22 protein-coding genes are annotated in these 22,853 nt (G+C 64.6%); 9 read left to right on the top strand and 13 right to left on the bottom strand.

Features of this window, described 5'->3' with window-relative positions; translation table 11 throughout:
- Window positions 1-13: 13 nt before the first annotated feature.
- From K6T56_11650 to K6T56_11640, 3 genes are all read right to left on the bottom strand, one after another.
- On the bottom strand, window positions 14-1,687 hold the full coding sequence (locus K6T56_11650; protein MCL6557000.1) for a ShlB/FhaC/HecB family hemolysin secretion/activation protein: 1,674 nt from the start codon (window positions 1,685-1,687) through the stop codon (window positions 14-16).
- 273 nt (window positions 1,688-1,960) lie between these two features.
- Window positions 1,961-2,059 (bottom strand): transposase, encoded by a 99-nt coding sequence (locus tag K6T56_11645; protein MCL6556999.1) that lies wholly within the window; start codon window positions 2,057-2,059, stop codon window positions 1,961-1,963.
- A 128-nt stretch (window positions 2,060-2,187) separates the two neighbouring features.
- Window positions 2,188-2,301, bottom strand: coding sequence for a transposase (locus K6T56_11640; GenBank protein ID MCL6556998.1), 114 nt, complete (start codon window positions 2,299-2,301; stop codon window positions 2,188-2,190).
- A gap of 195 nt (window positions 2,302-2,496) precedes the next feature.
- On the opposite strand from K6T56_11640, the gene K6T56_11635 reads away from it, so the two are divergent.
- The 4 genes from K6T56_11635 (at window position 2,497) to K6T56_11620 (ending at window position 6,264) form a co-directional block, all read left to right on the top strand.
- Window positions 2,497-3,006, top strand: a complete 510-nt coding sequence (locus K6T56_11635) for a DsrE family protein (GenBank protein MCL6556997.1) — start codon at window positions 2,497-2,499, stop codon at window positions 3,004-3,006.
- 130 nt (window positions 3,007-3,136) lie between these two features.
- Window positions 3,137-4,507 carry an adenylosuccinate lyase gene (gene purB, locus K6T56_11630; GenBank protein MCL6556996.1) on the top strand — a complete coding sequence of 457 codons (1,371 nt, stop codon included), beginning with the start codon at window positions 3,137-3,139 and terminating at the stop codon, window positions 4,505-4,507.
- A 60-nt stretch (window positions 4,508-4,567) separates the two neighbouring features.
- Window positions 4,568-5,422, top strand: coding sequence for a thioredoxin (trxA, locus tag K6T56_11625; protein MCL6556995.1), 855 nt, complete (start codon window positions 4,568-4,570; stop codon window positions 5,420-5,422).
- Between the two features lie 86 nt (window positions 5,423-5,508).
- Window positions 5,509-6,264 carry a GAF domain-containing protein gene (locus K6T56_11620; GenBank protein MCL6556994.1) on the top strand — a complete coding sequence of 252 codons (756 nt, stop codon included), beginning with the start codon at window positions 5,509-5,511 and terminating at the stop codon, window positions 6,262-6,264.
- Window positions 6,265-6,287: 23 nt separating this feature from the next.
- On the opposite strand, the gene K6T56_11615 is transcribed toward K6T56_11620, so the two are convergent.
- The 4 genes from K6T56_11615 to glgC are packed head-to-tail and all read right to left on the bottom strand — an operon-like array spanning window position 6,288 to window position 11,923.
- Window positions 6,288-6,782, bottom strand: coding sequence for an FKBP-type peptidyl-prolyl cis-trans isomerase (locus tag K6T56_11615; GenBank protein ID MCL6556993.1), 495 nt, complete (start codon window positions 6,780-6,782; stop codon window positions 6,288-6,290).
- Between the two features lie 8 nt (window positions 6,783-6,790).
- Entirely contained in the window at window positions 6,791-8,818 is a 2,028-nt protein-coding gene (locus K6T56_11610; GenBank protein ID MCL6556992.1) for a DUF1926 domain-containing protein, read from the bottom strand.
- A 33-nt stretch (window positions 8,819-8,851) separates the two neighbouring features.
- Complete coding sequence (locus K6T56_11605) at window positions 8,852-10,588, bottom strand: hypothetical protein (protein MCL6556991.1); 1,737 nt, start codon at window positions 10,586-10,588, stop codon at window positions 8,852-8,854.
- A 27-nt stretch (window positions 10,589-10,615) separates the two neighbouring features.
- Entirely contained in the window at window positions 10,616-11,923 is a 1,308-nt protein-coding gene (gene glgC / locus K6T56_11600) for a glucose-1-phosphate adenylyltransferase (GenBank protein MCL6556990.1), read from the bottom strand.
- 258 nt (window positions 11,924-12,181) lie between these two features.
- On the opposite strand from glgC, the gene glgB reads away from it, so the two are divergent.
- Both glgB and pgi read left to right on the top strand, forming a co-directional pair.
- Window positions 12,182-14,368: a 1,4-alpha-glucan branching protein GlgB gene (gene glgB / locus K6T56_11595; protein ID MCL6556989.1), complete on the top strand. Its 2,187-nt coding sequence runs from the start codon at window positions 12,182-12,184 to the stop codon at window positions 14,366-14,368.
- Window positions 14,368-16,008: a glucose-6-phosphate isomerase gene (gene pgi, locus K6T56_11590; GenBank protein ID MCL6556988.1), complete on the top strand. Its 1,641-nt coding sequence runs from the start codon at window positions 14,368-14,370 to the stop codon at window positions 16,006-16,008. The genes glgB and pgi overlap by 1 nt, the downstream gene beginning before the upstream one ends.
- 14 nt (window positions 16,009-16,022) lie before the next feature.
- On the opposite strand, the gene K6T56_11585 is transcribed toward pgi, so the two are convergent.
- The 4 genes from K6T56_11585 to K6T56_11570 are packed head-to-tail and all read right to left on the bottom strand — an operon-like array spanning window position 16,023 to window position 19,030.
- Window positions 16,023-16,940, bottom strand: a complete 918-nt coding sequence (locus tag K6T56_11585) for a cobalamin-binding protein (protein MCL6556987.1) — start codon at window positions 16,938-16,940, stop codon at window positions 16,023-16,025.
- On the bottom strand, window positions 16,937-17,545 hold the full coding sequence (locus K6T56_11580; GenBank protein ID MCL6556986.1) for a histidine phosphatase family protein: 609 nt from the start codon (window positions 17,543-17,545) through the stop codon (window positions 16,937-16,939). Before K6T56_11580 ends, K6T56_11585 begins: the two co-directional genes overlap by 4 nt.
- Before the next feature lie 27 nt (window positions 17,546-17,572).
- A complete protein-coding gene (locus K6T56_11575; protein ID MCL6556985.1) occupies window positions 17,573-18,496 on the bottom strand; it encodes a CobD/CbiB family protein in 924 nt (307 codons plus the stop codon).
- Between the two features lie 3 nt (window positions 18,497-18,499).
- Window positions 18,500-19,030, bottom strand: coding sequence for a GyrI-like domain-containing protein (locus K6T56_11570; GenBank protein MCL6556984.1), 531 nt, complete (start codon window positions 19,028-19,030; stop codon window positions 18,500-18,502).
- 272 nt (window positions 19,031-19,302) lie between these two features.
- Here K6T56_11570 and K6T56_11565 point away from each other — a divergent pair, with 272 nt between their 5' ends.
- Window positions 19,303-20,172: an MBL fold metallo-hydrolase gene (locus K6T56_11565; GenBank protein ID MCL6556983.1), complete on the top strand. Its 870-nt coding sequence runs from the start codon at window positions 19,303-19,305 to the stop codon at window positions 20,170-20,172.
- Between the two features lie 6 nt (window positions 20,173-20,178).
- Here K6T56_11565 and pbpG read toward each other — a convergent pair whose 3' ends face one another.
- Window positions 20,179-21,159, bottom strand: coding sequence for a D-alanyl-D-alanine endopeptidase (pbpG, locus tag K6T56_11560; protein ID MCL6556982.1), 981 nt, complete (start codon window positions 21,157-21,159; stop codon window positions 20,179-20,181).
- A 645-nt stretch (window positions 21,160-21,804) separates the two neighbouring features.
- On the bottom strand, window positions 21,805-22,038 hold the full coding sequence (locus K6T56_11555) for a helix-turn-helix domain-containing protein (protein ID MCL6556981.1): 234 nt from the start codon (window positions 22,036-22,038) through the stop codon (window positions 21,805-21,807).
- Between the two features lie 50 nt (window positions 22,039-22,088).
- On the opposite strand from K6T56_11555, the gene K6T56_11550 reads away from it, so the two are divergent.
- Window positions 22,089-22,319, top strand: coding sequence for a hypothetical protein (locus K6T56_11550; protein MCL6556980.1), 231 nt, complete (start codon window positions 22,089-22,091; stop codon window positions 22,317-22,319).
- Window positions 22,316-22,726, top strand: a complete 411-nt coding sequence (locus tag K6T56_11545) for a type II toxin-antitoxin system VapC family toxin (GenBank protein MCL6556979.1) — start codon at window positions 22,316-22,318, stop codon at window positions 22,724-22,726. Before K6T56_11550 ends, K6T56_11545 begins: the two co-directional genes overlap by 4 nt.
- The last annotated feature ends 127 nt before the right edge of the window (window positions 22,727-22,853 follow it).

The following is a 22,853-nucleotide window of genomic DNA, read 5'->3' as shown; positions in this document are numbered from 1 at the left end:
ACCTCGATGGACGTCAGAATTGGGAATTGAGGCTCAGGTGCAGGCGGCTCTTCCGCTCCACCGAATCCGGCGCGGTGACAGGACGCGCGCCATTGGCTTCCAGGCTCAGGCCCTTCCAGGCGAGGCGCACGCCGACGCCGACGGCGCCCAGCGCCTTCCACTGTGGGTCGGCGATCAGCCGCACGCGGCCGTAGTCGTAGAAGACATAGGGCACGGCCGCCACCGTCCCGGCGGCGCCCGTTAAGTGGAGCTCGTGGCGCGTGTACGCGCCGCGGTCGCCGGCGAGGGCGCCTTCCTTGAACCCGCGCACCGTGGCGGCGCCGCCGATGAAGATTTGCTCGGAGCTTTGCAGGCCGCGCTGGGCACGCTGGCCGCTCAGGGTTCCCCGATAGGAGAGCGTGGGCGAGAGATTCAGGACGGCGGCCAGGTTGAAATCGAGTTTTTCGAATTGGGAATGGGGGGCGGTGGCCGGCAGTCCGTCAAGATCCACGTCCGCACCAAAGCGCTTGAGACCGCGCACGTAGCCAGCCTCGAGGCTGAGATCGGCCCCCGCCCAGCGCCGCAGCCGGCTTGCCGCCACACGCAGCACGCTCATGTCCTGGGGCGTGAGGGCGAGGCCGCCCACGTCCCGTTGGGCGCGCCGCAACGTGAGGCCGACGTCGAGGGCGGTCTTGGACACGGCGTCGCGGTGCACCACCCGGTTGAGGCCAAGGGTGTGGTTGGAGGAATCCCCCACGATGACGGTCACGCCCGGGATGGGCGTGCGGTAGTCGGAGAGCGTGTAGCTGTAGGACAGGGTGGAGTAACCCCAGGGGACCGACACCGACAGCAGCGAGGCCTTGCTGTCGCGGCTTTGCACGTGGGTGAGCGTCCAGGCATCGAACAGGCCAAAGGGGTTGTCCGCCTCCAGGCTCACCCGGCCGCGCGTGGTGCCGGTGCTGTCCTGGCCATAGTTGTCGGCACCGAGGGCGAGCCGCCAGGGTGTGCGCCCGGCGGTGCGGATGGCCACCACGCTGCCGCCGGGGGCATCGCCCGGGAGAATCTGCATCTCCGCCTGGCTCGATGGCAGGCGATTGATCTGATCGATGCCCTGCTCCAGGTCGGGCAGGCGCAGCCACTGCTGGGGACGGAAGGGCAGCGGCGCCCAGGCACCGCCCGTCACCGGCTTGCCGTCGAGTTGCACCGCTTCGATGCGCCCCGCCACAAGCGTGACCTCGAGCACCCCGCCCGCGAGGTTCTGCGGTCCGAGATAGGCGCGGCTGGTGACGTAACCCTTGTCGATCAACGCCGCGGTCAGGCGCCGCAACAGCAGATTGATGCGGTTCTCGCCCAGGCGCAGGCCGGTGAAGGGACGCAGGATGGCTTCCTGCTCGTCGGCATCGAGCAGGGGATCGCCCTTGAGCACGATGCGCTGGATAGCGAAGGCGGGTTCTGTCTCGGGAAGGACGGCCGGCTCGGCGCGCAGATCGAACTCGGGTGCAGCCTCGCGCTTGATGCTCGGGCGCGGCTGCTGCAGTTGTTCCTCGCGCTGACGCATGCGCTGCTCCTCCAGCAGGCGCTGCGCCTCGTCTTGCTGGGCGGCCGGCGCGCCCCCGCCCCACAGCAGACAGGCCAGCGCCAGCCAAAGGCCGGCGCGGCTTGGCCGCCATCGCGGCGCTGGCCTGGAACGGGGTGCGGGGTCTGTCACGGTGGCTGCTTGGTCTCGTTATACGCCCGGGGGCCGAGGAACCCGCCAGGCCATTGGAATATTAATGTTCCGTAATACTAGCCGGCGAATTATGCTTTCGGCATTTGCGTCTGTCAAGTCGTGCAAATATGCGTCATGGGTAAAGGTTGATACGGGGTGCGCTGTAGGCGGCCAGTCGCAACGCCTCCTTCTTCTGTTCTGACAGCAGCATCATGTTCAAGTAGCGGCTATCCTCCAGCCAGGCCTCGTGGGTTTCGACGCACGGGGCACGGATCAGCCGCAGTCAGGCATCCGCATTGGGGAAGATGCGCATGACCCGGGTGGGCGCTTGATCTCCTTGTTGAGCCGCTCGAGCATGTTCGTGCTCTTCATGTGCTTGTGGTGGGCCCACGGGGCCGGTAGAAGGTCGCCTTGCCGATGTTCATCTCGACCCAATCGACCCGCTTCGGATACTTGCCCTGCCATTGACTGACCCACGCCGCCAGCTCGCGCTGGGCCTCCTAGATGTCGCGCCGGTCGTCAATCCAGCGCAACGCCTGCAGGCAATCATCGTCCGCCTTGCGCAGCAGGGAGTCCAGCGCATTGCACAGGAAATGCACATCGCAGCGCATCATCAGGTCGCGGCGCCACCGCTTCCAACGCCAACAGTCTGGTCTTATGCTTCTTCCTCGCCGTCATGGTCGCCATCCTTTCAGGGTTCAAGATCGATTTCGTTAATCAACCTTTACCATGCCCACCCGCCCGCTTCCTACTGCTGGCGGTTTTGCACACAATTCGGCACACTACCCAGCACTCCGCGCTTATGGCTTATGGGAAGAATCCCCTTCCTCCTTTTGGCCCTCTTCCTGCCCCTCGCGCTTTGGGCGGCGGACCATCCCGTTGTGGCGCGGCTCCTCGCCGCGGAGCGGGCCCCAGCGGGGGTGGTGTTCGAAATCGTCACGGCGGATTCCCACGCCTTGGCCTGGGCGGTGCCCTGGGTGGCGGAGCAGGCGCGCCGGCTCCGGGGGCGCTTTCCGGGGCTCCCTATCGCGGTGGTGAGCCATGGCCGGGAGATGTTCGCCCTCACCGGCGAGCAGCGGACGGCGCAGCCGGAACTTCACGCGGGGGTGCAAAAGCTGGTGCAGGAGGAAGGCATCGCCCTCCATGTCTGCGAGACCCACGCCGGCTGGCGCGGCGTGGCGGCGGAGGCCTTTCCCGAATACGTGAACGTTTCCGCCGCAGGACCCGTGCAGGTGCAGGATTACCTGGCGCTGGGCTACGTGCTGGTGAAAATCACCGCCCGCGACCGCGGGCTCGCGCCTGCCGATGGGTTAAAATAACGATTTCAGCCCTGCCGGCAAAGCGCCCGTGGCCGCGCACCGGCCACACGCCGGCCCCGCGGGGATGGTGCCCTGAAGCGGGTTGCGGCCCCACCGACCAGAGCAGCGAACCCACGACCGACGGACTGACATGACCCTTTCCCCTCTCACTGCGCTTTCGCCCCTCGATGGCCGCTACGCCGCCGCCATGGCGCCGCTGCGACCCCTGTTCTCCGAATTCGGTCTGATGCGGCACCGGGTGCGGGTGGAAATCGAGTGGCTCAAGGCGCTTGCCGCAGAACCGGCGATTGCCGAGGTGCCCGCCTTCTCCGCGGCCACCCTCGCCCGATTGGATGCCCTGGTGGAGGGCTTCAGCGAAGCGGACGCTCAGGCCATCAAGGATATCGAGGCGGTCACCAATCACGACGTCAAGGCCATCGAATATTTTCTGAAGCAGCGCCTCGCCGACAATCCGGAGGTGATGCGGGCGGCCGAGTTCATTCATTTCGCCTGCACCTCGGAAGACATCAACAACCTCTCCCACGCGCTGATGTTGAAGGCGGGGCGTGACGAGGTTCTGCTGCCGGCCCTCGACCGGCTGCTTGAGCGGCTCACCGAACTTGCCCACGCGTGGGCGGCGCTGCCCATGCTCGCCCACACCCACGGTCAGCCCGCCTCGCCCACCACGGTGGGCAAGGAGTTCGCCAATGTGGTTCATCGTCTGCGCCGCGCCCGGGAAGGCGTGGCTTCAGTTGCCCTGCTGGGCAAGATGAATGGCGCCGTGGGCAATTACAACGCGCATCTCGCCGCTTATCCGGATTTCGACTGGGAAAGTTTCGCCCGCCGTTTCGTGGAAGGGCTGGGGCTCGCCTTCAATCCCTATACCATCCAGATCGAGCCCCACGATTACATGGCGGAACTGTTCGATGCGCTGGCGCGGGTGAACACCATCCTCATCGATCTCGACCGCGACGTGTGGGGCTATATCGCCCTGGGCTATTTCAAGCAGAAGGTGAAGGCCGGCGAGGTGGGCTCCAGCACCATGCCGCACAAGGTCAACCCCATCGACTTCGAAAACTCGGAGGGCAATCTGGGCCTGGCCAATGCGCTGCTGCGGCATCTGGCGGAAAAGCTTCCCATCTCCCGCTGGCAGCGGGACCTCAGCGACTCGACGGTGCTGCGCAACATGGGCGTTGCCCTGGGTTACACACTGCTGGGCTTACAGTCCTGCCTGCGGGGTCTTGCTAAGCTGGAGGCCAACGAAGAGCGCCTGGCAGCGGACCTCGATGCCAACTGGGAGGTACTGGCGGAGGCCATCCAGACAGTCATGCGCCGTTATGGGCTGCCCAATCCCTACGAACAGCTCAAGGCCCTCACCCGCGGCAAAAGCGGCATCACCCGGGCGACGCTCGCCCAGTTCATCGCCGGACTGGGGCTTCCGGAAGAGGAAAAACAACGCCTGCTCGCCCTCACCCCAGACACCTACACCGGCATGGCAGCGGCACTGGCCCGTCGCATCTGACCCCGGCTTGAAGCGCACAGGGGACGCCCCCATTTACTAGCATCGTTTCAGGAGAACGCAATGGGAAGCCATTCCTTCGACGTCACTGCAGCCAACTTCAAACAGGTCGTGCTCGATGCGCCGAAGAATGTTCCGGTGCTGGTGGACTTCTGGGCGACCTGGTGCGGCCCCTGCCGCGTGCTCAAACCCATCCTGGAAAAACTCGCCGACGAGTACCAGGGCCGTTTCATCCTGGCCAAGGTGGAAACGGATGCCAACCCGGAGCTTGCCGCGCAGTTCGGCATCCGCGGTGTACCCACGGTCAAGGCCTTCCTCAACGGCCAACTGGTGGATGAGTTCTCCGGCGCCCTGCCCGAATCCCAGGTGCGGGCCTTCATCGACGCCCTCATCCCCTCCCCAGGCGAGGCGCTTCGCCAGCAGGCGCAGGAGGTCTATGCCAGCGGCGATGCGGCGCGCGCCCTCAAGCTCCTGGCGGAAGCCTCGCAGCTGGATCCCCACAACGAAAAGATCCGCATCGACGCCGCCGCCATCATGGTGGATCAGGGGGAGATGAGCGAAGCCTCACGGCTGCTTGCCAGTCTTTCGCCGCAGACAGCCGCCGATGCCCGCGTGCAGGAGCTTCTCGCACGCATCGAGTTTGCGCAGAAGGCCAAGGACCTGCCGGATGAGGCGACCCTCAAGGCGCGCATCGCCGCCAATGAAAACGACCTTCAGGCGCGCCTTGATCTCGCCAATCTCTACATCGCCCAGGGGCAGTATGAGCCGGCCCTGCAGCAGCTTCTGGAAATCGTCCGTCGTGACCGCAGTTTCCAGGACGACATCGGCCGCAAGACCATGTTGTCCGTCTTCAACCTGCTGGGCAATCACGAGCTCGTGTCTCAATACCGGCGCCTGCTCGCCGCCGAGCTGCACTGACCAGGGCCTGCCCGGAGGCGTCCTCAAGCCCCGGGACGCCACGCCGATATTGGCTATACTGGCTTTTTCTGCCCACAGGGGGTGCCATGGGCGATGCGCAAGCCGGCGTCCTGCGCCTGACGGACTTCGCTTCCCTCGAGTCCAGCGGCCTCAAGGAAAACCTGCAGACCATGGCGGCAAAGGTGGCGCGCCTGCTGAGTGCGTCCCGTTGCTCCATCATGCTGCTGGACGAAAGGGAGGAACGGGATGTGCGACTGCGCGTCTTTGCCGCCCATGGCGCGCTGCCGGAAGCCGCCTTTCAGGAGCTTGCGCGGGTGGGCGAAGGCATTGCCGGCCATGTGCTGGCGAGCGGCCAGCCCCTGCTCGTCGAGGACATCGCCCAATCGGAATTCGTGCATCTGGCGCGCCGCCTGACACAAGGGGCGCGCAGCCTGATTTCCGCGCCCATCAGCGTGGACGGACGTATCATCGGTGTCATCAACGTAAGTGACCCGGAGCTCTCGCGTCCCTTCAACCTGCATGACCTGAGCCTGCTGGAAATGGCTGCCCTTTTCATCGGCAAATCCATCCAGGTGATCCAGTTGCAGGGCGTGCTCAACTCACGCTTTGCCCAACTCGCGCTGGCCCGCGAGGCGGAAGCCACAGTGGGCGGCGCCGTGGCGGCGCTGAGCGAGCACCCCAACCAGCTCGCCCGCATCCTCGCCAAGTCCTTCTTCAAGGAGATGATCCGCGCCGGCTTCTCCGCGAGTCAGATCATTCATGCCGCCTCGGAGATCATCACCCAGCTCAACGAGCACCTGGCACGGCTGAAGCGCCTGCAGAAGGAGCGCGGGCTCACCTGAGCCGGTCACAGACCGGCGGCGGCTCAGTGCAGGGTGGGCGGGCTTGCCTCCTGGGGGCGGCCCAGGGCGATTTCCTCCGGCGTCGCGTCGCGGATCGCCACCACATCGACGACGAAGGTGACGGTCCTGCCCGCCAGGGGGTGGTTGGCGTCGATGGTAAGCTTGCCGTCTTCCATCCGGGTGACGCGGAAGGTGAGACTCTCCCCGGCTTCATTCTGGAATTCCACCTCGGCACCGATGCGGCGATATTCCGGCGGCACGTTCTCGATGTCATCGGTATAGGTGAGCCGCGGGTCGTGGGGGCCGAAAGCTTCCTCTGGCCCCAGGGTCACCTCCCGCCGCTCGCCCACCCGGGCACCTTCCAGGGCCGCCTCCACCGGCTCAAAGAGGCCGCTGTCAGCGCCGTGCACGTAGCCGATGGGAATGTCGGACTGCTCATAGATCCGGCCATCCTCGGTGAGGATGGAATAGGTGATGTACACCGCCTTGTGTTTGCTGACCACGGGTTCTTCGGACACGTTTTTCCTCAGGAATGGGTTGGCTGCGCCCCACGGACCTCGAGACAGACCGTGAGCTTGCCGGCGGCCGCCAGCGGCCAGGCGAGCCGCAGCGTCACCGCCTGCATGATTTTCTCGAAACCCGCCTCGCTTTGGGAGACGGTGTGATGGGGTGCCGCCCGCAGATGCGCCGGGTGACTCGTAAGCAGCACCAGGCTGCCCCCCAGCACGTCATCGGCAAGGATGAGTTCCGTCAGCCCCTCGACCTCGAGGGGCTGGCCGAAGCCGCCGGGAATGCGTCCCGAGAGCACATAGCGGCCGGCCGGTCCATCGCAACTGGGCATGGCCAGATTGAGCTCGGTGACGAACCATCCCGCCTGCGTCCCGGAGAAGACGTACTCGACCTTAAGCCGCCCCGGCGCCAGCACGAAGGATTTGCCCACCCGCAGGGGACCCGCCTCACCGGTGAACGTGGCCTCCTGCGCCGCCCGGGAATACTTCAGCGGCATGAGAGAGTCGGGCGCATCGGCCGCCTGCCAGGCATCACGGAAGGAGGAACGCCAGTGGTCATCCGGAATGAGGTCTTCGGCATGAATTTCGTGCTTGAAGCTCACGCGGTCATGGGCGGAGGCGATGCCCTCGCCCACGTGGGGCGCGTGCACCGTCTGCCCGGCGGAAATCTTGCGGTAATAATGCTCCACCCGTCGGGCCAGCGTGTCCCCGAAATTGTGGCCGAGGGGATAGGCCACGAGCTCGCAGACGCTGGCGCTGCCGTCGAGCTTCACCACCGCCTGCAGCGTTTCGTTGTGAAGGAAGAGCTCGTCCACGCCGTCCAGGTCCAGGTCTTTCACTTCCACGGGCGGGCGTGGCGCCGCGCGGTCCAGTAAAGCCTCGAGGCGGACCATGGCGGAATACACCGCACGGCGGAGATGGGGCAGATAAAGCCCGCCGAACAGGCCATGCCAATAGGCGTCGTTGGCCTGGGCCTGATAGAGCAGCCGCCGCATCTCCTCGTGGCGGCCGGGCAGGGCGGCAAGGCGCCGGGACAGCTCCAGCATGCGTTTGTGCATCCAGTTGGATTCCGGATAGCGGCTGAAAAAATTTTTCCAGATGCCGCCCCGTAGGAAGGGTTTGTCCACATCGAAACGCCCCTCCGCCTTGGCGCGTTCCACAAGCCAGGCGTAATGGTTGGCGGCGGGCGCAGGCAGCGTCCATTCGTTCATTTCGATGTAAGAGGTGGTGGGAACATAGATGATCCCCCGCGTACGCTCCCGCTGGCGGTATTCGTCGAAGCGCATGGGCCGGATGACCGGCGAGGCCAGCACCCCCTGGATGAAGTCCACAAGCCAACCCCGTTCATACACCCATTCATAGGTCTCCGGCCAGATGCCGAATTTTTCGATGTCGTCGAAATAGATGGCCGCCGGCTGCCCCGGCCCGCCCGCCTCCGCCAGACGCTCCAGGTAGCGTACGGCCTCCGCCGCCGGGGAAAACGGCAGCCGGTAGCGCAGGGCCTCGGAGATGGGGAAGAGATCCAGACGACGGCCATCCTCCTCCGTGGTGAAATAGCCCGTGAGTTCCTCCATGCGGCGGCCCGTGCAGAGGAAATGGTAATCGTCCACGGTAACGTATTCGATGCCGGCATCGGCCAGGGCGGGAACCACCGTCGCCTCCCACACCCGTTCCGTGAGCCACGCTCCCCGCGGCACCGCCCCCAGCTTGTGTTTGAGCTTTTCCGACAGGGCGCGCACCTGACCGACGCGGTCGCGGGCGGGGATGGCCGCCAGGACCGGCTCGGTATCGCCGGCGCCGAACAACTCCATCTGCCCCCTTTCCACCATTTCCCGCAGCAGGTGCATGTCCTCGGGGAACTTTTCCAGCAGCCAATCCAAAAGCCAGCCGGAGAAATGGGCGGCGAAACGAAACTCGGGAAAACCGTGGACGGTATGCAGAAAGGGGCGGTAGCAACGCCGGTGTGCGTCTTCCAACACCTCCGGGAAATTGCCCACCGGCTGGTGCGCGTGCACACCAAACAACAAGGCCACGGTCTGAGTCATGCAAAAAACCTTGTGCAAGAATGTCTAGGGGAATCAGCCACCCCGCCGCATGGTGCCACCGGCTTCCACACCCGGTGTCGCACTGCCGTGGCTGATGGGATGCTCGAGCACGGCCGGCACGGGCAGATCCAGCAGTCTGTAGAGATTGGCAAGATTTTCGCGAAACAGGCGGTCGAAACTGGCCACGCTCATCGCCGGGTTGTAATCCCCCAGCCACCAGAACCAGTCCGAACTTTCGCAGTCGGCGAGCTGGCGGGCGGCCGCTTGCCGTCTTTCCTCCGGCAGCTCGCCGCGTGCCATGACGAGATCATAAGCGTTCTTCGCCGCGCAGAGAAGATCCCAGGCGCGATTTTTTTCCGGTGATCCGATCCATGTGGACAGCGTGCCGTACACCCAGCTCCCGGCCACCACCCGCGGCAGCTGCTCGATGACTGCACAGCTTTGGCCCTCTCGTGTACTGCAGCGCGCCAGATATTCCGAGAAGGTGGTCATGCGGATGAAGGGGTGCTGGGTCAGGGCCTCATAAAGCTCGGAAAGGAAGTAATAGCCGTTGTAGGGGTAGTACTCCCAGGCATTCTCGCCATCGAGGATCACGCTCACCACAGGACTTTCATGCCCTTCGGTCTGGTGGTAGATCTGTTCCAGCTCGGCAACGAAATGGTTGACCGCATCGCGACCAAACCATTTCCCGTACTCGAAGCCGATGAGATCGGACAGCCGGTCATCGCGGAAGAAAACGTGGATAGCCACCTCCCCGCTCTCGTCCCGCACTTCATAGGGCCGGTACATGTAGTCGCGCTTCTGCGGCAAGGCATTGCCGGTGGCACGCAGGCTGTGCACCAGCACGCCTTCGCCGCTGGCCGTCCAGCGTGCGCCGTGGCGGGCGAACTTGAGCAGCACGGGCTGGGATACCGCCCCTTCCGCCGGCCACATCCCCGCCGCCGGCTGCCCGAACCGCCGGCGGTGGCTTTCCAGGGCGGCGTCGATGTGGAAGGCCAAGCGTTCGGTGCCGCCGGGGTAGCAGGGGGACTCCGGCAGAGGCGCCTCCGGCCAGGCCTCGCGCGCACTGCGGAAATCGATGAGCAGTGGCGCGATGGGGTGATAGTAGGGCGTGGTGGAAAGCTCGATGCGCCCTTCCTCGGCGAGGCGCCGGTAGCGGGGGATGAGCCCGTCGATGAGGGAGCCGATCAGCTCGAAAAGCTGCAGGCGGTCACTGAGCTCGAACAGCGACCCCTTGCTCATCAGGCGGGGCACCAGCTCCGTGCTACGCCGCACCGTCTCCCCCATCCAGCTTAAGTGGTACCAGGTGAGCAGATCGGCGAGGTACTGGGGGGAAAGATACTCGAAGTGGTCAGCGCCCTGCCCCTCAATCTGCCGGAAAAGTTCCCGCAGCCGCCGGTAGGCGGGGTAGGGCTCGACCATGCTGCTGTGATTGCAGCGGAAACAGCGGTCGAGGATGAGATCGCGCTCCGCCCGGCTGATGGAGGCCAGGTCCCGGTGCGCCAGCAGACGCAGCAGGGGATCGCGGATCACGCCGCTTCTGAACTGCTCCGCATAGTCCTCCAACTGTTCCAGGAGAATGGGCACGAAATTGAACACCACCCGCGCCCGGGGATTCTGCTCCAGGTGCCAGGCCATGTCCGTGTAGTCCTTGATGGCATGCAGATAGGTCCAGGGCAGCACGAATTCCCGGCTGTCGTAATGCCGGTAATCCGGCTGGTGCATGTGCCAGCAAAGGACGAGATGGAGAACGCGTGAGGCGGAGGTCATGGACAGGCCGCGGCCGCGGGAACGCCGCTAACGCACGTGGTGGATGTACTGGCCGAGCATTTCCGGCGTGATCAGGGTGATGCCGCGCTCCGTGACGTAGAAACGCCGGCGGTCCTTTTCCACATCGAAGCCCACCTCCAGCCCGTCGGGGATGCGGCAGCCTTTGTCCACCACCACACGCCGCAGGCGCACGTGACGGCCGATCTCCACCCGGGGCAGGATGACCGAATCCACCACCTCGCTGTAGGCATCCACGCGCACACTGGAAAAGAGCACCGAGGAGCGCACTGTGGCGCCGCTGATGATGCAGCCACCGGAGACCATGCTGTCCACCGCCATGCCCCGTCGGTCCGGATCATCGAAGACGAACTTGGCCGGCGGCAATTGTTCCTGGTAGGTCCAGATGGGCCATTTCTCGTCATAGAGGTTGAGGTCGGGCGTGATCTTGGCCAATTCCATGTTGGCTTCCCAGTAGGCATCCACCGTGCCCACATCGCGCCAGTAGGTCACGCCGTTGGGTGCCCCCACGCAACTGTCGGCAAAACGATGGGCGAACACCCGGTAACGGCTGACGATGTACGGAATCACGTCCTTGCCGAAATCATGGGAGGAACGGGGATCGTCGGCATCACGGATGAGCTGTTCGTAGAGGAAACGGGCATTGAAGACATAGATGCCCATGCTGACGAAGGCACGGGTGGGATCGTTGGGCATCGGCGTAGGATTGGCCGGTTTCTCCTCGAAGGAGAGGATGCGGTTGTATTCATCCACGGTGACCACGCCGAAGGCCTTGGCCTCCTCGATGGGCACTTCCAGGCAGGCGATGGTGACGTCCGCCGCCGAGGCTGCATGGGCGGCAAGCATCTCGCCGTAATCCATCTTGTAGATGTGATCCCCCGCGAGAATGAGCACGAACTCCGGACCGTAATGGCGCAGGATGTCCATGTTCTGGAACACCGCATCCGCCGTGCCCTTGTACCACTCGTGCTCGTGCACCCGTTGCTGCGCCGGCAGGATGTCGATGAACTCGTTGAACTCCCCACGCAGGAAGCCCCAGCCCCGCTGCAGATGCTGGATCAGACTGTGCGCCTTGTACTGGGTGACCACCGCGATGCGGCGGATACCGGAGTTCACACAGTTGGAGAGGGGAAAGTCGATGATTCGGAACTTGCCGCCGAAGGGCACCGCCGGTTTGGCGCGCCAGTCGGTGAGGTGTTTCAGGCGACTGCCACGGCCTCCCGCTAGAATCACCGCCACCGTGTTCTTGGTGAGCAGGCTGACGAAACGGGGGTACTCCTTGTGCCGCGCCGCGGATTGGTCTTCGAGGGAACTCATGGATCGACCCGGGAAACGAATTGTCAACGAAAACCGCGCTGCCTGTTTCTGTCCGCCTGCCCAACCGGAACACCCGCCGGGTTAACGTCGAAGCGTTTCCTCGTCCCTCTCTTCACTGTGCAAGAGGGCAGGGTTGAAGCAACGATCATGGCCCATGGTCATGATCGTTTGCGTGGCCGTCCGGCATTGTGGCTATAATCCCGTGACACTTCGGTGAAGGCTCGGCTGCCGAATTCCAACCACGCGCATTTCCGGAACATGAAACACGACATCCTCGACAAAGTCAATCCGGTTTACGATGCCCTTCACGAGGCGCGCCTGCACGACCCCTTCGCCCATCTGGGGCTCCATCACACCGGCAGGGAATGGCTGCTGCGCGTCTTTGCCCCCCACGATGAGCGCGTGTGGCTGCGCACGCAGAGCGGCTGGCAGGCCATGCAGAAAATGGATGCGCGGGGCGTGTTCGAATGGCGCTCGCCTGACCCACCCCCCTTACCCTGTCTGCTGCGCCTGGAAAACGGCGCCGGCAGCCGGGAAACCTACGACCCGTACTGCCTGCCCAACCCCATCAGCGAGCAGGATCTCTATCTCTTCAACGAAGGCCGGCTGCTGCAGGCCTACCGCACCCTGGGTGCCCACGTCATGGAGGTGGAAGGCATTTCTGGTGTCAACTTCGCCGTCTGGGCGCCCAATGCGGAGCGGGTCAGTGTGGTGGGGGATTTCAACCGCTGGGACGGGCGTGTGCATCCCATGCGCGTGCTGGGCGCAAGCGGCGTCTGGCAACTCTTCATTCCCGGCCTAGGGCCGGGTGAGCTCTACAAATTCGAAATCCGCAACCGCGACACGGGCCAGGTGTTCGTGAAAACGGACCCCTACGCCCAGGCCATGGAGCTGCGTCCCGGCACCGCCGCCCGCATCTGCGCACCCAGCCACTATCAGTGGGGTGATGCCGACTGGCTTGCCGCGCGCGCGGCCCACGATTGGTTGCACGCCCCCATGAACATCTACGAACTGCACGCCGGCTCCTGGCGACGCAAGCCGGATGGTCGCTTCCTCAACTATCGCGAACTGGCGGAGGCGCTGCTGCCCTACGTGCGGCAGATGGGCTACACCCATATCGAGTTGATGCCCATCTCCGAGCATCCGCTGGACGAATCCTGGGGCTACCAGACCACCGGCTACTTTGCTCCCACCTCCCGCTACGGCAGCCCGGACGATCTGCGCGCCTTCGTCGATCGCTGCCATCAGGCGGGCATCGGTGTCATTCTGGACTGGGTGCCGGCCCATTTCCCCGCCGATGACTGGGCGCTCGCCCGCTTCGACGGCACCGCCCTCTACGAGCACGAGGACCCGCGCCTGGGACGCCATCAGGACTGGGGGACGCTCATTTTCAACTACGGGCGGCACGAGGTGAAAAGCTTCCTCCTCTCCTCCGCCCACTATTGGCTCGCGGAATTCCACTTCGACGGCCTGCGCGTGGATGCCGTCGCCTCCATGCTCTATCTCGACTATTCGCGCAAACCCGGCGAATGGCTGCCCAACCGCTTCGGCGGCCGGGAGAATCTGGAGGCCATCGATTTCCTGCGGGAAATGAACGTCATGGTGCACGAGACTTTCCCCGGTGCGCTCACCTTCGCCGAGGAATCCACCGCCTGGCCGATGGTCTCGCGCCCGGTTTATCTCGGCGGGCTGGGTTTTTCCATGAAATGGAACATGGGTTGGATGAACGACACCCTGAGCTATTTCGCCCACGACCCGGTGCATCGCCGGTATCATCACAACCAGCTCACCTTCGGCCAGCTCTATGCCTATACGGAAAACTTCGTGCTGCCCTTCTCCCACGATGAGGTGGTGCATGGCAAGCGCTCGCTCCTCGACAAGATGCCGGGGGATGCCTGGCAGAAGTTCGCCAATCTGCGCCTGCTTTTCACCTACCAGCTCACCTATCCCGGCAAGAAACTCAACTTCATGGGCAATGAGTTTGGTCAGGGCCGGGAATGGAACGTCCACGGGGCGCTCGACTGGCATCTGCTCGATGTGCACTGGCACCAGGGGGTGGCAGCCTGCCTGCGCGACCTCAACCGTCTCTACCGGGACACCGCCCCCCTGCACGAACTGGATTTCGCCCAGGAGGGCTTCCAGTGGATCGACTGCCACGACGCGGACCAGTCGATCCTGAGTTACCTGCGCCGTGCCCGCAACGGCGATTTCGTCGTGGTGGTGCTCAACTTCACGCCGGTTGTCCGGGAAAACTATCGCATCGGTGTGCCGGAAGGCGGTGGGTACGGCGAGGTTTTCAACAGCGATTCCGTCTACTACGGCGGCAGTAATGTGGGCAATGGCCATGGCTTGCGCGCGGAAGCACTGCCGTGGATGGGCTTTCCCCACTCCCTGGCCCTCACCCTGCCGCCCCTTGCCGGCATCATTCTGCGACGGGAGGGTTGATGAGCGCACTCACCCGCAGTCCCGCCTGGCGCGCCCTCAAAGCCCATCACCGGGAGATGAGAGGCGTGCACATGCGCGAGCTCTTCGCCCAGGACCCCCAGCGCTTCCAGCGCTTTTCCCTGCAATTCGACGATTTCCTCCTCGACTACTCCAAGAACATCATCACCGAGCGCACCATGGCGCTGCTCTTCGAGCTCGCCCGGCAGGAAAAGGTCATGGAGCAGGCCGCGCGGATGTTCGCCGGGGAGAAAATCAATTTCACCGAAAACCGGGCGGCGCTGCACGTGGCGCTACGCAACCGCAGCAATCGCCCCATCCTCGTCGATGGCCACGACGTGATGCCCAGGGTGAACAAGGTGCTCGCCCACATGCGGGAATTCTGCACCCAGGTTCGCAGCGGGGCCTGGCGGGGTTACAGTGGCAAGCCCATCACGGACATCGTCAACATCGGCATCGGCGGCTCGGACCTGGGACCGGTGATGGTCACCGAAGCACTCAAGCCCTGGTGGGGTCCCTTGCGCCCCCATTTCGTCTCCAACGTGGATGGCACGCACCTCGCCGAGACCTTGAAGGCACTCAACCCGGAGACCACCCTGTTCATCGTCTCCTCCAAGACCTTCACCACCCAGGAGACCCTCACCAATGCCCGTTCCGCCCGTGCCTGGTTCCTCACCGCTGCGGAAAGCGAAAAGGCGATCGCCCGTCATTTCGTCGCCGTCTCCACCAATGCCGAAGAGGTGAGGCGATTCGGCATCGACCCCCGCAATATGTTCGAATTCTGGGATTGGGTGGGTGGCCGCTACAGCCTGTGGTCGGCGATCGGTCTGTCCATCGCCCTGACCATCGGCATGGAGGCCTTCGAGGCGCTGCTTGCCGGCGCCCACGCCATGGACGAGCACTTCCGCACCGCGCCCCCTGAACGCAACATGCCTCTCATCCTGGGTCTGCTCGGCATCTGGTATATCGATTTCTTCGGCGCCGAAACCCATGCCGTGCTCCCCTATGACCAGTACCTGCACCGCCTGCCGGCCTATCTGCAGCAGCTCGACATGGAAAGCAACGGCAAGCGGGTGCGGCGCGACCGCCGGCTGGTGGACTATCCCACGGGGCCCGTGCTCTGGGGCGAGCCGGGCACCAATGGCCAGCACTCCTTCTACCAGTTGATCCACCACGGCACGCGGCTGGTGCCGGCCGACTTCATCGCCCCGGTGCAAAGCCACAACCCCCTGGGCGAACACCATGCGATCCTGCTTTCCAATTTCTTCGCCCAGACCGAGGCCCTGATGCGGGGCAAGACCGAAGAGGAGGCGCGTGCCGAGCTGGAAGCCGCCGGCGTGAAGGGCAGACGCCTGCGCCAGCTTCTGCCCCACAAGATTTTCCCGGGCAACCGGCCCACCAACTCCATTCTCTTCCGCCGCCTCGATCCGCCCACCCTGGGCAAGCTCATCGCCCTCTACGAACACAAAGTCTTCGTCCAGGGCGCGATCTGGAACATCAATTCCTTCGACCAATGGGGTGTGGAGCTGGGCAAGCAACTGGCACAGAAAATCCAGCCGGAGCTGGCTGACGACACCCCCGTCACCAGTCACGACAGCTCCACCAACGGCCTTATCAACTACTACAAGGCACAGCGGCGCTGAGCCCGACGGCGGTTTCACGGCGCCCGCTTTAGAGAGGCTGCTTCGCTTTTGCTGCGGGCGCGCTCCAGGTCTTCACACAGCGCCCGGATACCCTCCAGCATGCGGGGAGTGGCGCGGTGCATGAGGTCGGCATCGGAAAAATAGACATTGCCCGCGCGCACGGCGCGAAGGCGGCGCTCCTCCTGCCATTCCACCAAAAGCTGCGCCCGGCGTGAGCCTTCGCCGCTTGCCACGATCGCCTCCGGATCGATGGCAAGCAGGCTTTCCATGGAAACCGTCGGCACCAGTACCGGCAGGTCCGCGAAGACGTTGCGGCCTCCACAGAGGGTGATGGCCTCGCTGATGATGTGGCGTCCGTTCACAGTCATCAGGGGGTTTCGCCAGATCGCATAGAACACCCCCACCGGCCGCCGCCCGGAGAAGCGGGTGGCCAGTTCCCGCAATCGGCTGCGCACGCCGTGGGCGGCTCGGGTCGCCTCGTAGCCGGTGCCGGCGAGACGGCCGATGAGTTCCAACTGGCGGGCGATGTCCTCGAGCCTTCTGGGCTCAAGGAGCAGAACCGGGATGCCGAGGGCCGCCAGCCGCTCCGCATCGGCGGACTGGCCGCCGGAGGCCCAGGCCAGCACCACGTCCGGCCGCAGCGCGAGGATGCGCTCCACATCCGCCCTGCCGGCGCCGGCGACCACCGGAAGCTTTTCCACCGCGGGCGGATAGTCGCTGTGTGCGGAAACCCCGACGAGCTTCGATCCGGCGCCGGCGGCAAAGACGAGCTCGGCAAGATGGGGGGCGAGCGTCACGATGCGCCCCACCGGCACCCTGATTTCCACGCTGCGACCGGCATCGTCGCGCAGGGTCAGCCCCTCGCCCCGGGCGGAACAGGACACCGCCAGGACAAGCGTCAGCGCGAGGCGGAAAAGATCAAGCGACCTCAAAGGGCGCCCGCGTGGAAGCGCAACCGGGCGATGGCCTCCGGCCCCGTGCCTTCCACCGTGATGCGGGTGATGCCGGCAATGGGCACATCGATGCGGTAGGCACGGGCCAGGGGAATGCCCAGAACATGGGTGAGCACCATGCGGATCACCCCCGCATGGCAGACCACCAGCACATGCTTGCCGGCGTGGGCCTCGACCAGCTCGTCCCACGCCGCCGCGACGCGGGCCAAAAATGCCTCCAGGGGCTCGGCCCCCGCGGGACGCACGTTGACCGGATCGCGGCGGAAGCGGGCAAGGAGGTGGGGATCCTGCGCCGTGAGCTCAGCGGGTGTGCGCCCTTCCCATTCGCCGAATCCCACTTCCATGAGCCGCGCATCGACGGTGAGCGGCAAGCCCTGCTGACGGGCGAGCTCGGCGGCGAAGGCATGGCAACGGACGAGGGGGGAACTGACAATGTGATGCCAGGGGCGTTCCCCGCCGATGGCCGCGCGCATCTGCGCCCAGCCTTTCTCGCTCAAGGGATCGTCCGTCTGGCCGCGGTATTTTTGCCCGCCGACGGGCTCGCCGTGCCGGATCAGATCGACCGTGGTGACAGGATGGTCCATGGGCTCCTCCTCTGCAATGCCTGAACCTCAATGCACCGCCGCGGTGGCCAGGGCAAGGAGGAGCAGAACGGCCAGCCAGGCCACCACGGCACGCCAGACCAACGCCACCGCCCCTTCCACGTGTTCCGGTGCGGCCATCGCCCCCACGCCCAGTTCGGGCCGCACTTCCAGCCGGCCGGGATAAGCCAGTGGCTCCCCCAGACGCACGCCCAAGGCACCGGCGCCCGCTGCCAGCACCATGCCCTGCATGCGCTGCGCCCAGTTCGCTGCCTGTTCCCGCCAGCAATAGAGGGCATCCTCGAAATTGCCCACTACGGCGAAGCTCAGGGCGAGCAGACGGGCGGGAATCCAGTCCAGCCAGCGGAAGGCGTCCGCGGCGAAGAGCCCGAAGCGCCCGAATTCCTCGGGATTGAGCAGACCCCACTTCTGATAGACCCCGTGGGCCAGACGATAGAGCACAGCACCCGCGGGCCCCAAAAGAAGAAACCAGAACACCACGCCGAAGAACTGGCGATGGGCGCAGGAAAAAAGCTGCTCGATGGTCAAGCGGGTGAGCGCATTGGCATCCAGCCCGTCGGTGGTGAGGCCATGCCATTGGCTGAGCTCACGGCGCGCGGTATCCACGTCCCCTTCCCGCAGCGCCTGGCCGATGCGTCCCGCCCTGTCCGTGAAATGCCGCAGACCCGCGGTGAGGTAGAGCACGGCCACGTCGAAGGCGAGGCTGAGCAACAGGCCCCCGTGCCGGACAGCCTCGGCAAGGAGCTCCACCGCCACGACGGGCGGCAGCACCGCCAGCAGCCAGCCCAGCACACCGTAACGGTAACGCCCCGCGTTGAGATGGCGTTCGAGGAAATTCACATAACGGGTGAACTGGACATACAGCGCAACGCGCTGCCGCAGAGGGTGAAAATGCTCCAAAAGGAGGGTGATGACGAGGCTCACGAAGGCCATTTTTCAGCGCTCCATCTCCACCTGCATGACCCCCATGCGATAAATCTCGGGCGGACTCTCGTAGATTTCGACGGTGGGCATGACAAGCTCCCGCCGCCGTTGCTGCAGGTATTCGTGCAGCGCCTGATAGGCCTTGCTGGGCGCCAGCAGGGCGGCCGCCCGCACACTGGCCACCAGCACCGGCCGCCGGGGGATCTCGCCAAGCCGCAGGGGCTCCTGCGCCATCACCCCCGGCCCGACCAGATAACCCGTGCGCGCCCGCAGACGGTCCCGCGGCACCTTGCGGGGATCGTCGAGGAGCACGGTGATGGAAGCACCGCGGGGGATTTTCTGCTCCTCCATCAGGGCGCGCACCCGCGCCTGGGTTTTTGGCAGGTTCCCGTAGTCGCCCGTGTGTTCCAGGTAAACATAGCGGTAGGGCCCCGCCTGCGCCTCCGTGATCTCCACCCGGTTGAATCCGCCCCACCAGGCAAACACCCCGAAGAGGGGCAGGACGAAGGCGAGGACGATGATGAGCCACTGTTTTTTTGCCAATCCCAACTCCCAGCGGGCCACGTGCGCACCTCACCCGCGGTGACTGCCCGGCAACGCTGTCTGGCCGCCCCCTGGCAGCCAAGGGGTGCCGCTGCAAGGGGGAATCACCTCTGGCCTTGTCCGGAGCGCCGCGGCACCCCGCCCGGGCGGCGCCTATAATAGCCCATTTCATCCAGCAGACGAGGATTTCCATGTTGAAGAGATTGTGGCTTTTTTGCCTTGCCCTGCCCCTTCTCGTCCATGCTGCCGATGAGGCGCCGGTCACGGTGAAAATGGAGCCGCAGCGGCTGGGCCGCCACGCCTGGTACGTTCAGGGCCTGCCGGGCGCGGCCTCCGCGGCCAATCAGGGATTCATGTCCAACGCCGGCTTCGTCGTCACCCCCGCCGGCGTGGTGGTGTTCGATGCGCTGGGCACACCGCCCTTGGCGCAGGCGCTCGTGCGCCAGATCCGCCGCATCACCGCGGCACCCATTCGCTATGTGATCGTCAGCCATTACCACGCCGACCACATCTATGGCCTGCAGGTGTTCAAGGCCCTGGGCGCGGAAATCTGGGCCCACGAGGCGGCCCGCCAGTATCTGAATTCACCGGAGCTTACAGCGCGGCTTGCCCAGCGGCGGGAGGAACTCTTCCCCTGGGTGGACGAAAATACCCGCGTAGTGCCCCCCGACCGCTATCTTGGGGAGGAAACCGAGTTCGAACTGGGGGGCGTGCATTTCAGCCTGCGCCATGTGGGACCGGCCCATGCTCCGGACGATCTCGCCCTCTTCGTCCACGAGGACCGGGTGCTTTTCGCCGGCGATCTCGTCTTCAAGGGCCGCATCCCCTTCGTCGGCGATGCGGACAGCCGATCCTGGCTGCGCTCGTTGGAAAAGCTCCTCGCCTTCAATGCCCGGGTACTGGTGCCGGGGCATGGTGCGGCGTCGCGTCATCCCCGCGCCGACCTCACCCTGACCCGCGACTATCTCACTTTCCTGCGCCGCGCCATGGGCCAGGCGGTGACCGACATGGTTCCCTTCGAGGAGGCCTACGCGCGCACCGACTGGTCCCGTTGGCGCAGGCTTCCCGCCTTCAACGAGGCCAACCGCATCAATGCCTACAACACCTATCTGCTGATGGAGAAAGAAGCCCTCGGCCAGTAGGCCGGCTCAGCTCTCACGCCGCAGGCTGGCTAGGCTGCTTTCCAGCCAGCGCTTGATGCGGTTGGCATCGGTGATGCGCGTGAGTTTGCCATCGCCGTCGAGGAGGATGATGATGAGGGGCTGGCTGGCAATCTGCGCCTGCATCACCAGGCAATGGCCCGCCTCGGCGATGTAGCCCGTCTTGGACAGGCCAATCTCCCATTCCTTATCGCTCACCAGCTTGTTGGTGTTGCGATAAGCGATGCTGCGGTGCACCACCCCGCCGCGCGCCAGGGCCTTGTGGCGCTTGTACACCGGCACCTGCACATCGTAGCTCGTCGTCGTGGTGATTTCGCTGATGGTGGGGTAGGCATGGGCGGCCTTCACCATCCTGGCCAGATCTTCCGCCGTTGACTGATTGCCGGGGCGCAGGCCGGTGGAATCCACGAAATGGGTGTTGCGCATGCCGAGCTGTTGCGCCTTGCGATTCATGGCAGCGACGAAAGCCGCCGTGCCCCCCGGATAGGTGCGGGCCAGCGCCGCCGCGGCCCGGTTTTCGGAGGACATGAGCGCAAGCTGCAGGAGCTGATGACGGGTGAGCACCGTGCCCACCGCCAGCCGGGAATGCGTGTTCTTCACCCGGTCCACATCGTCCTCGGTGATGCTGATCCGCTCATCGAGGGGAAGCCGCGCATCCAGCGTCACCATGGCGGTCATCAGCTTGGTGATGGATGCAATGGGCGTGCGCACATCCGCGTTCTTCGCATAAATCACGCGGCCGGTTTTTTCGTCCATGACCAAGGCAATGGAAGAACGCAGCTCGGGGTCGCCCTGAAACCCGTGCGCCTCCATCTCGTACTCGCGGATGCGGGCGGCAATGGGGTCCGTTTCCGCTGCGCCCGAACATGACTGCGCGCCCACCTGCACCCGCTGCGCCACCCCGGGTGTGGGGCACGGTTCCGCGCGCGCCGCCACGGCGAAGAGAAAAAGACACGACAGTAATGCCATCCCTTTCATCCGTCCCTCCCCATGCGCCCTCTGTTTCTTCCTGCGTCCGCCTTCCATCCGCTGGGAAAAACCTCCACCTTCGGGGAAGCCTTGAGGCCCGCCCGAGCCGGGTTGCGCCCCACCCCGACAAAGCTCGTTAACGTCATCCTCCCCCTCCCCTTGAGTGACAGGTTGTTTACCCGGAGGCGGCGGCGCCGGCGGCATGCCCGCCGGCGCGTTCGGCTCTACCTTACCCGGATATCCGGCCGAAAACAAGCAGTTGCCGTCGATTTTTGAGACACGATGAAACAATCTGACCGCCCCGGTTCGTCGCCCGACGAACCCGGGCTCCGGCAGGTTTCGAGCGGGAGGAAGCTGCAAGACAGCGGCGCAGCCCGGTTTCCCACCACTTTCTCCGGCAGCAGCTGGGGCTTGGCCGTGACTGACTGGCACGGTAATCCCCCTGCTGATGCCTCTTGCTACCGTATGTTGCCAAACGCACCCCGCCAACCTTCACGTTATCACGCATTACGAGTGCCATCCTTCCCGGCGTTTTCGCGAAGAACGGCGCGCCCATCTGGTTCATCCTACGGCACGGCTTCGAGCCCCTCCCTTCGATCAGGTTGGGGAACCTCGAAACACTGGCCACAAGGCGAAAGCCGGTGTTCAGTTCATTGATTTCGCTGGGCTCCAGTGCTCTCCGGAATGGCAAATCCCATGTTTTTCGAGGCGCCCGTTGAGCAGTTTCAAGGACGGACCACTGGGCTGCTTGTCGCCCCCCTCCCACTTCTGCACCGTTGACAGGCTGGTATTCAGCACGGCGGCGAGCACGGCCTGGCCAATACGCGCCCGCTTGCGCAGGGACTTGATCTTTTGCAGGGATTTTTGTGATAAGATGATAGCATATCAACGGTAGCATATCGCTACCTTTCTGGGGCATAGGAACCACTATGAAAGCACTCCACATCCGCAACCTGCCCGATGATGTCCATGAGGCATTGAAGCGGCTTGCCGCTGCCAGTCATCGCAGCGTGCAGGAATACGTTCGCGCCCTGATCGAACGGGAAGTGCGCCTGGCGAGCCCGTCCCCGCTGGAGGCCGCAAGGCAGTGGCGCGGCAAACTCGCCGGGCGAACCCTTGGCGATACGGTTGAGGATGTCCGGGCAGATCGGGCGCGATGATCTGGGTTGCCGACACCTCCGCCATCGTGCGGCTCTTCGTCCCGGACGGACCGCTTCATCCCGAGATCGAGGCAGCCCTGAACCGGGCAATGCACGGCTCGGATGTCGTGCTGGCCCCCGATCTGATGCTCGCCGAATCAGCCAACGTGCTGTTGCGTAAGCAAAGGCGCAGCGAGCTGTCTTCCGAGGAGGCCAGGGCAATCATCGAGGCAATTGCCTCTTTGCCGGTTCGCATCGAGCCGCATGCGCCATTGCTTGTCTCCGCCCATGCCTTGGCGGACACACACAATCTCACCGTATATGATGCGCTTTATCTCGCCCTGGCGGAGCGGCATGGAGCGCGCCTGATGACCTGCGACGATCGGTTGGATCGTGTTGCGAAAACGATGGGGCTTGGCAACCCATGAAGTGGTGCGGCGGTCACGTTTTTTCGGACAGTTGGATAAGCTAAAGCCGACCGCGGATTCAAGTTTGAAGTGCAATTTTGATTAACGGGTAGGTGGGTCAGAATGTGCGAGCATTTTGCCCCATCAA

This window comes from Burkholderiales bacterium (assembly GCA_023511995.1).
Taxonomy (GTDB): Bacteria; Pseudomonadota; Gammaproteobacteria; order Burkholderiales; family Thiobacteraceae; genus Thiobacter.
This window is presented reverse-complemented; position numbering and strand designations above follow the sequence as displayed.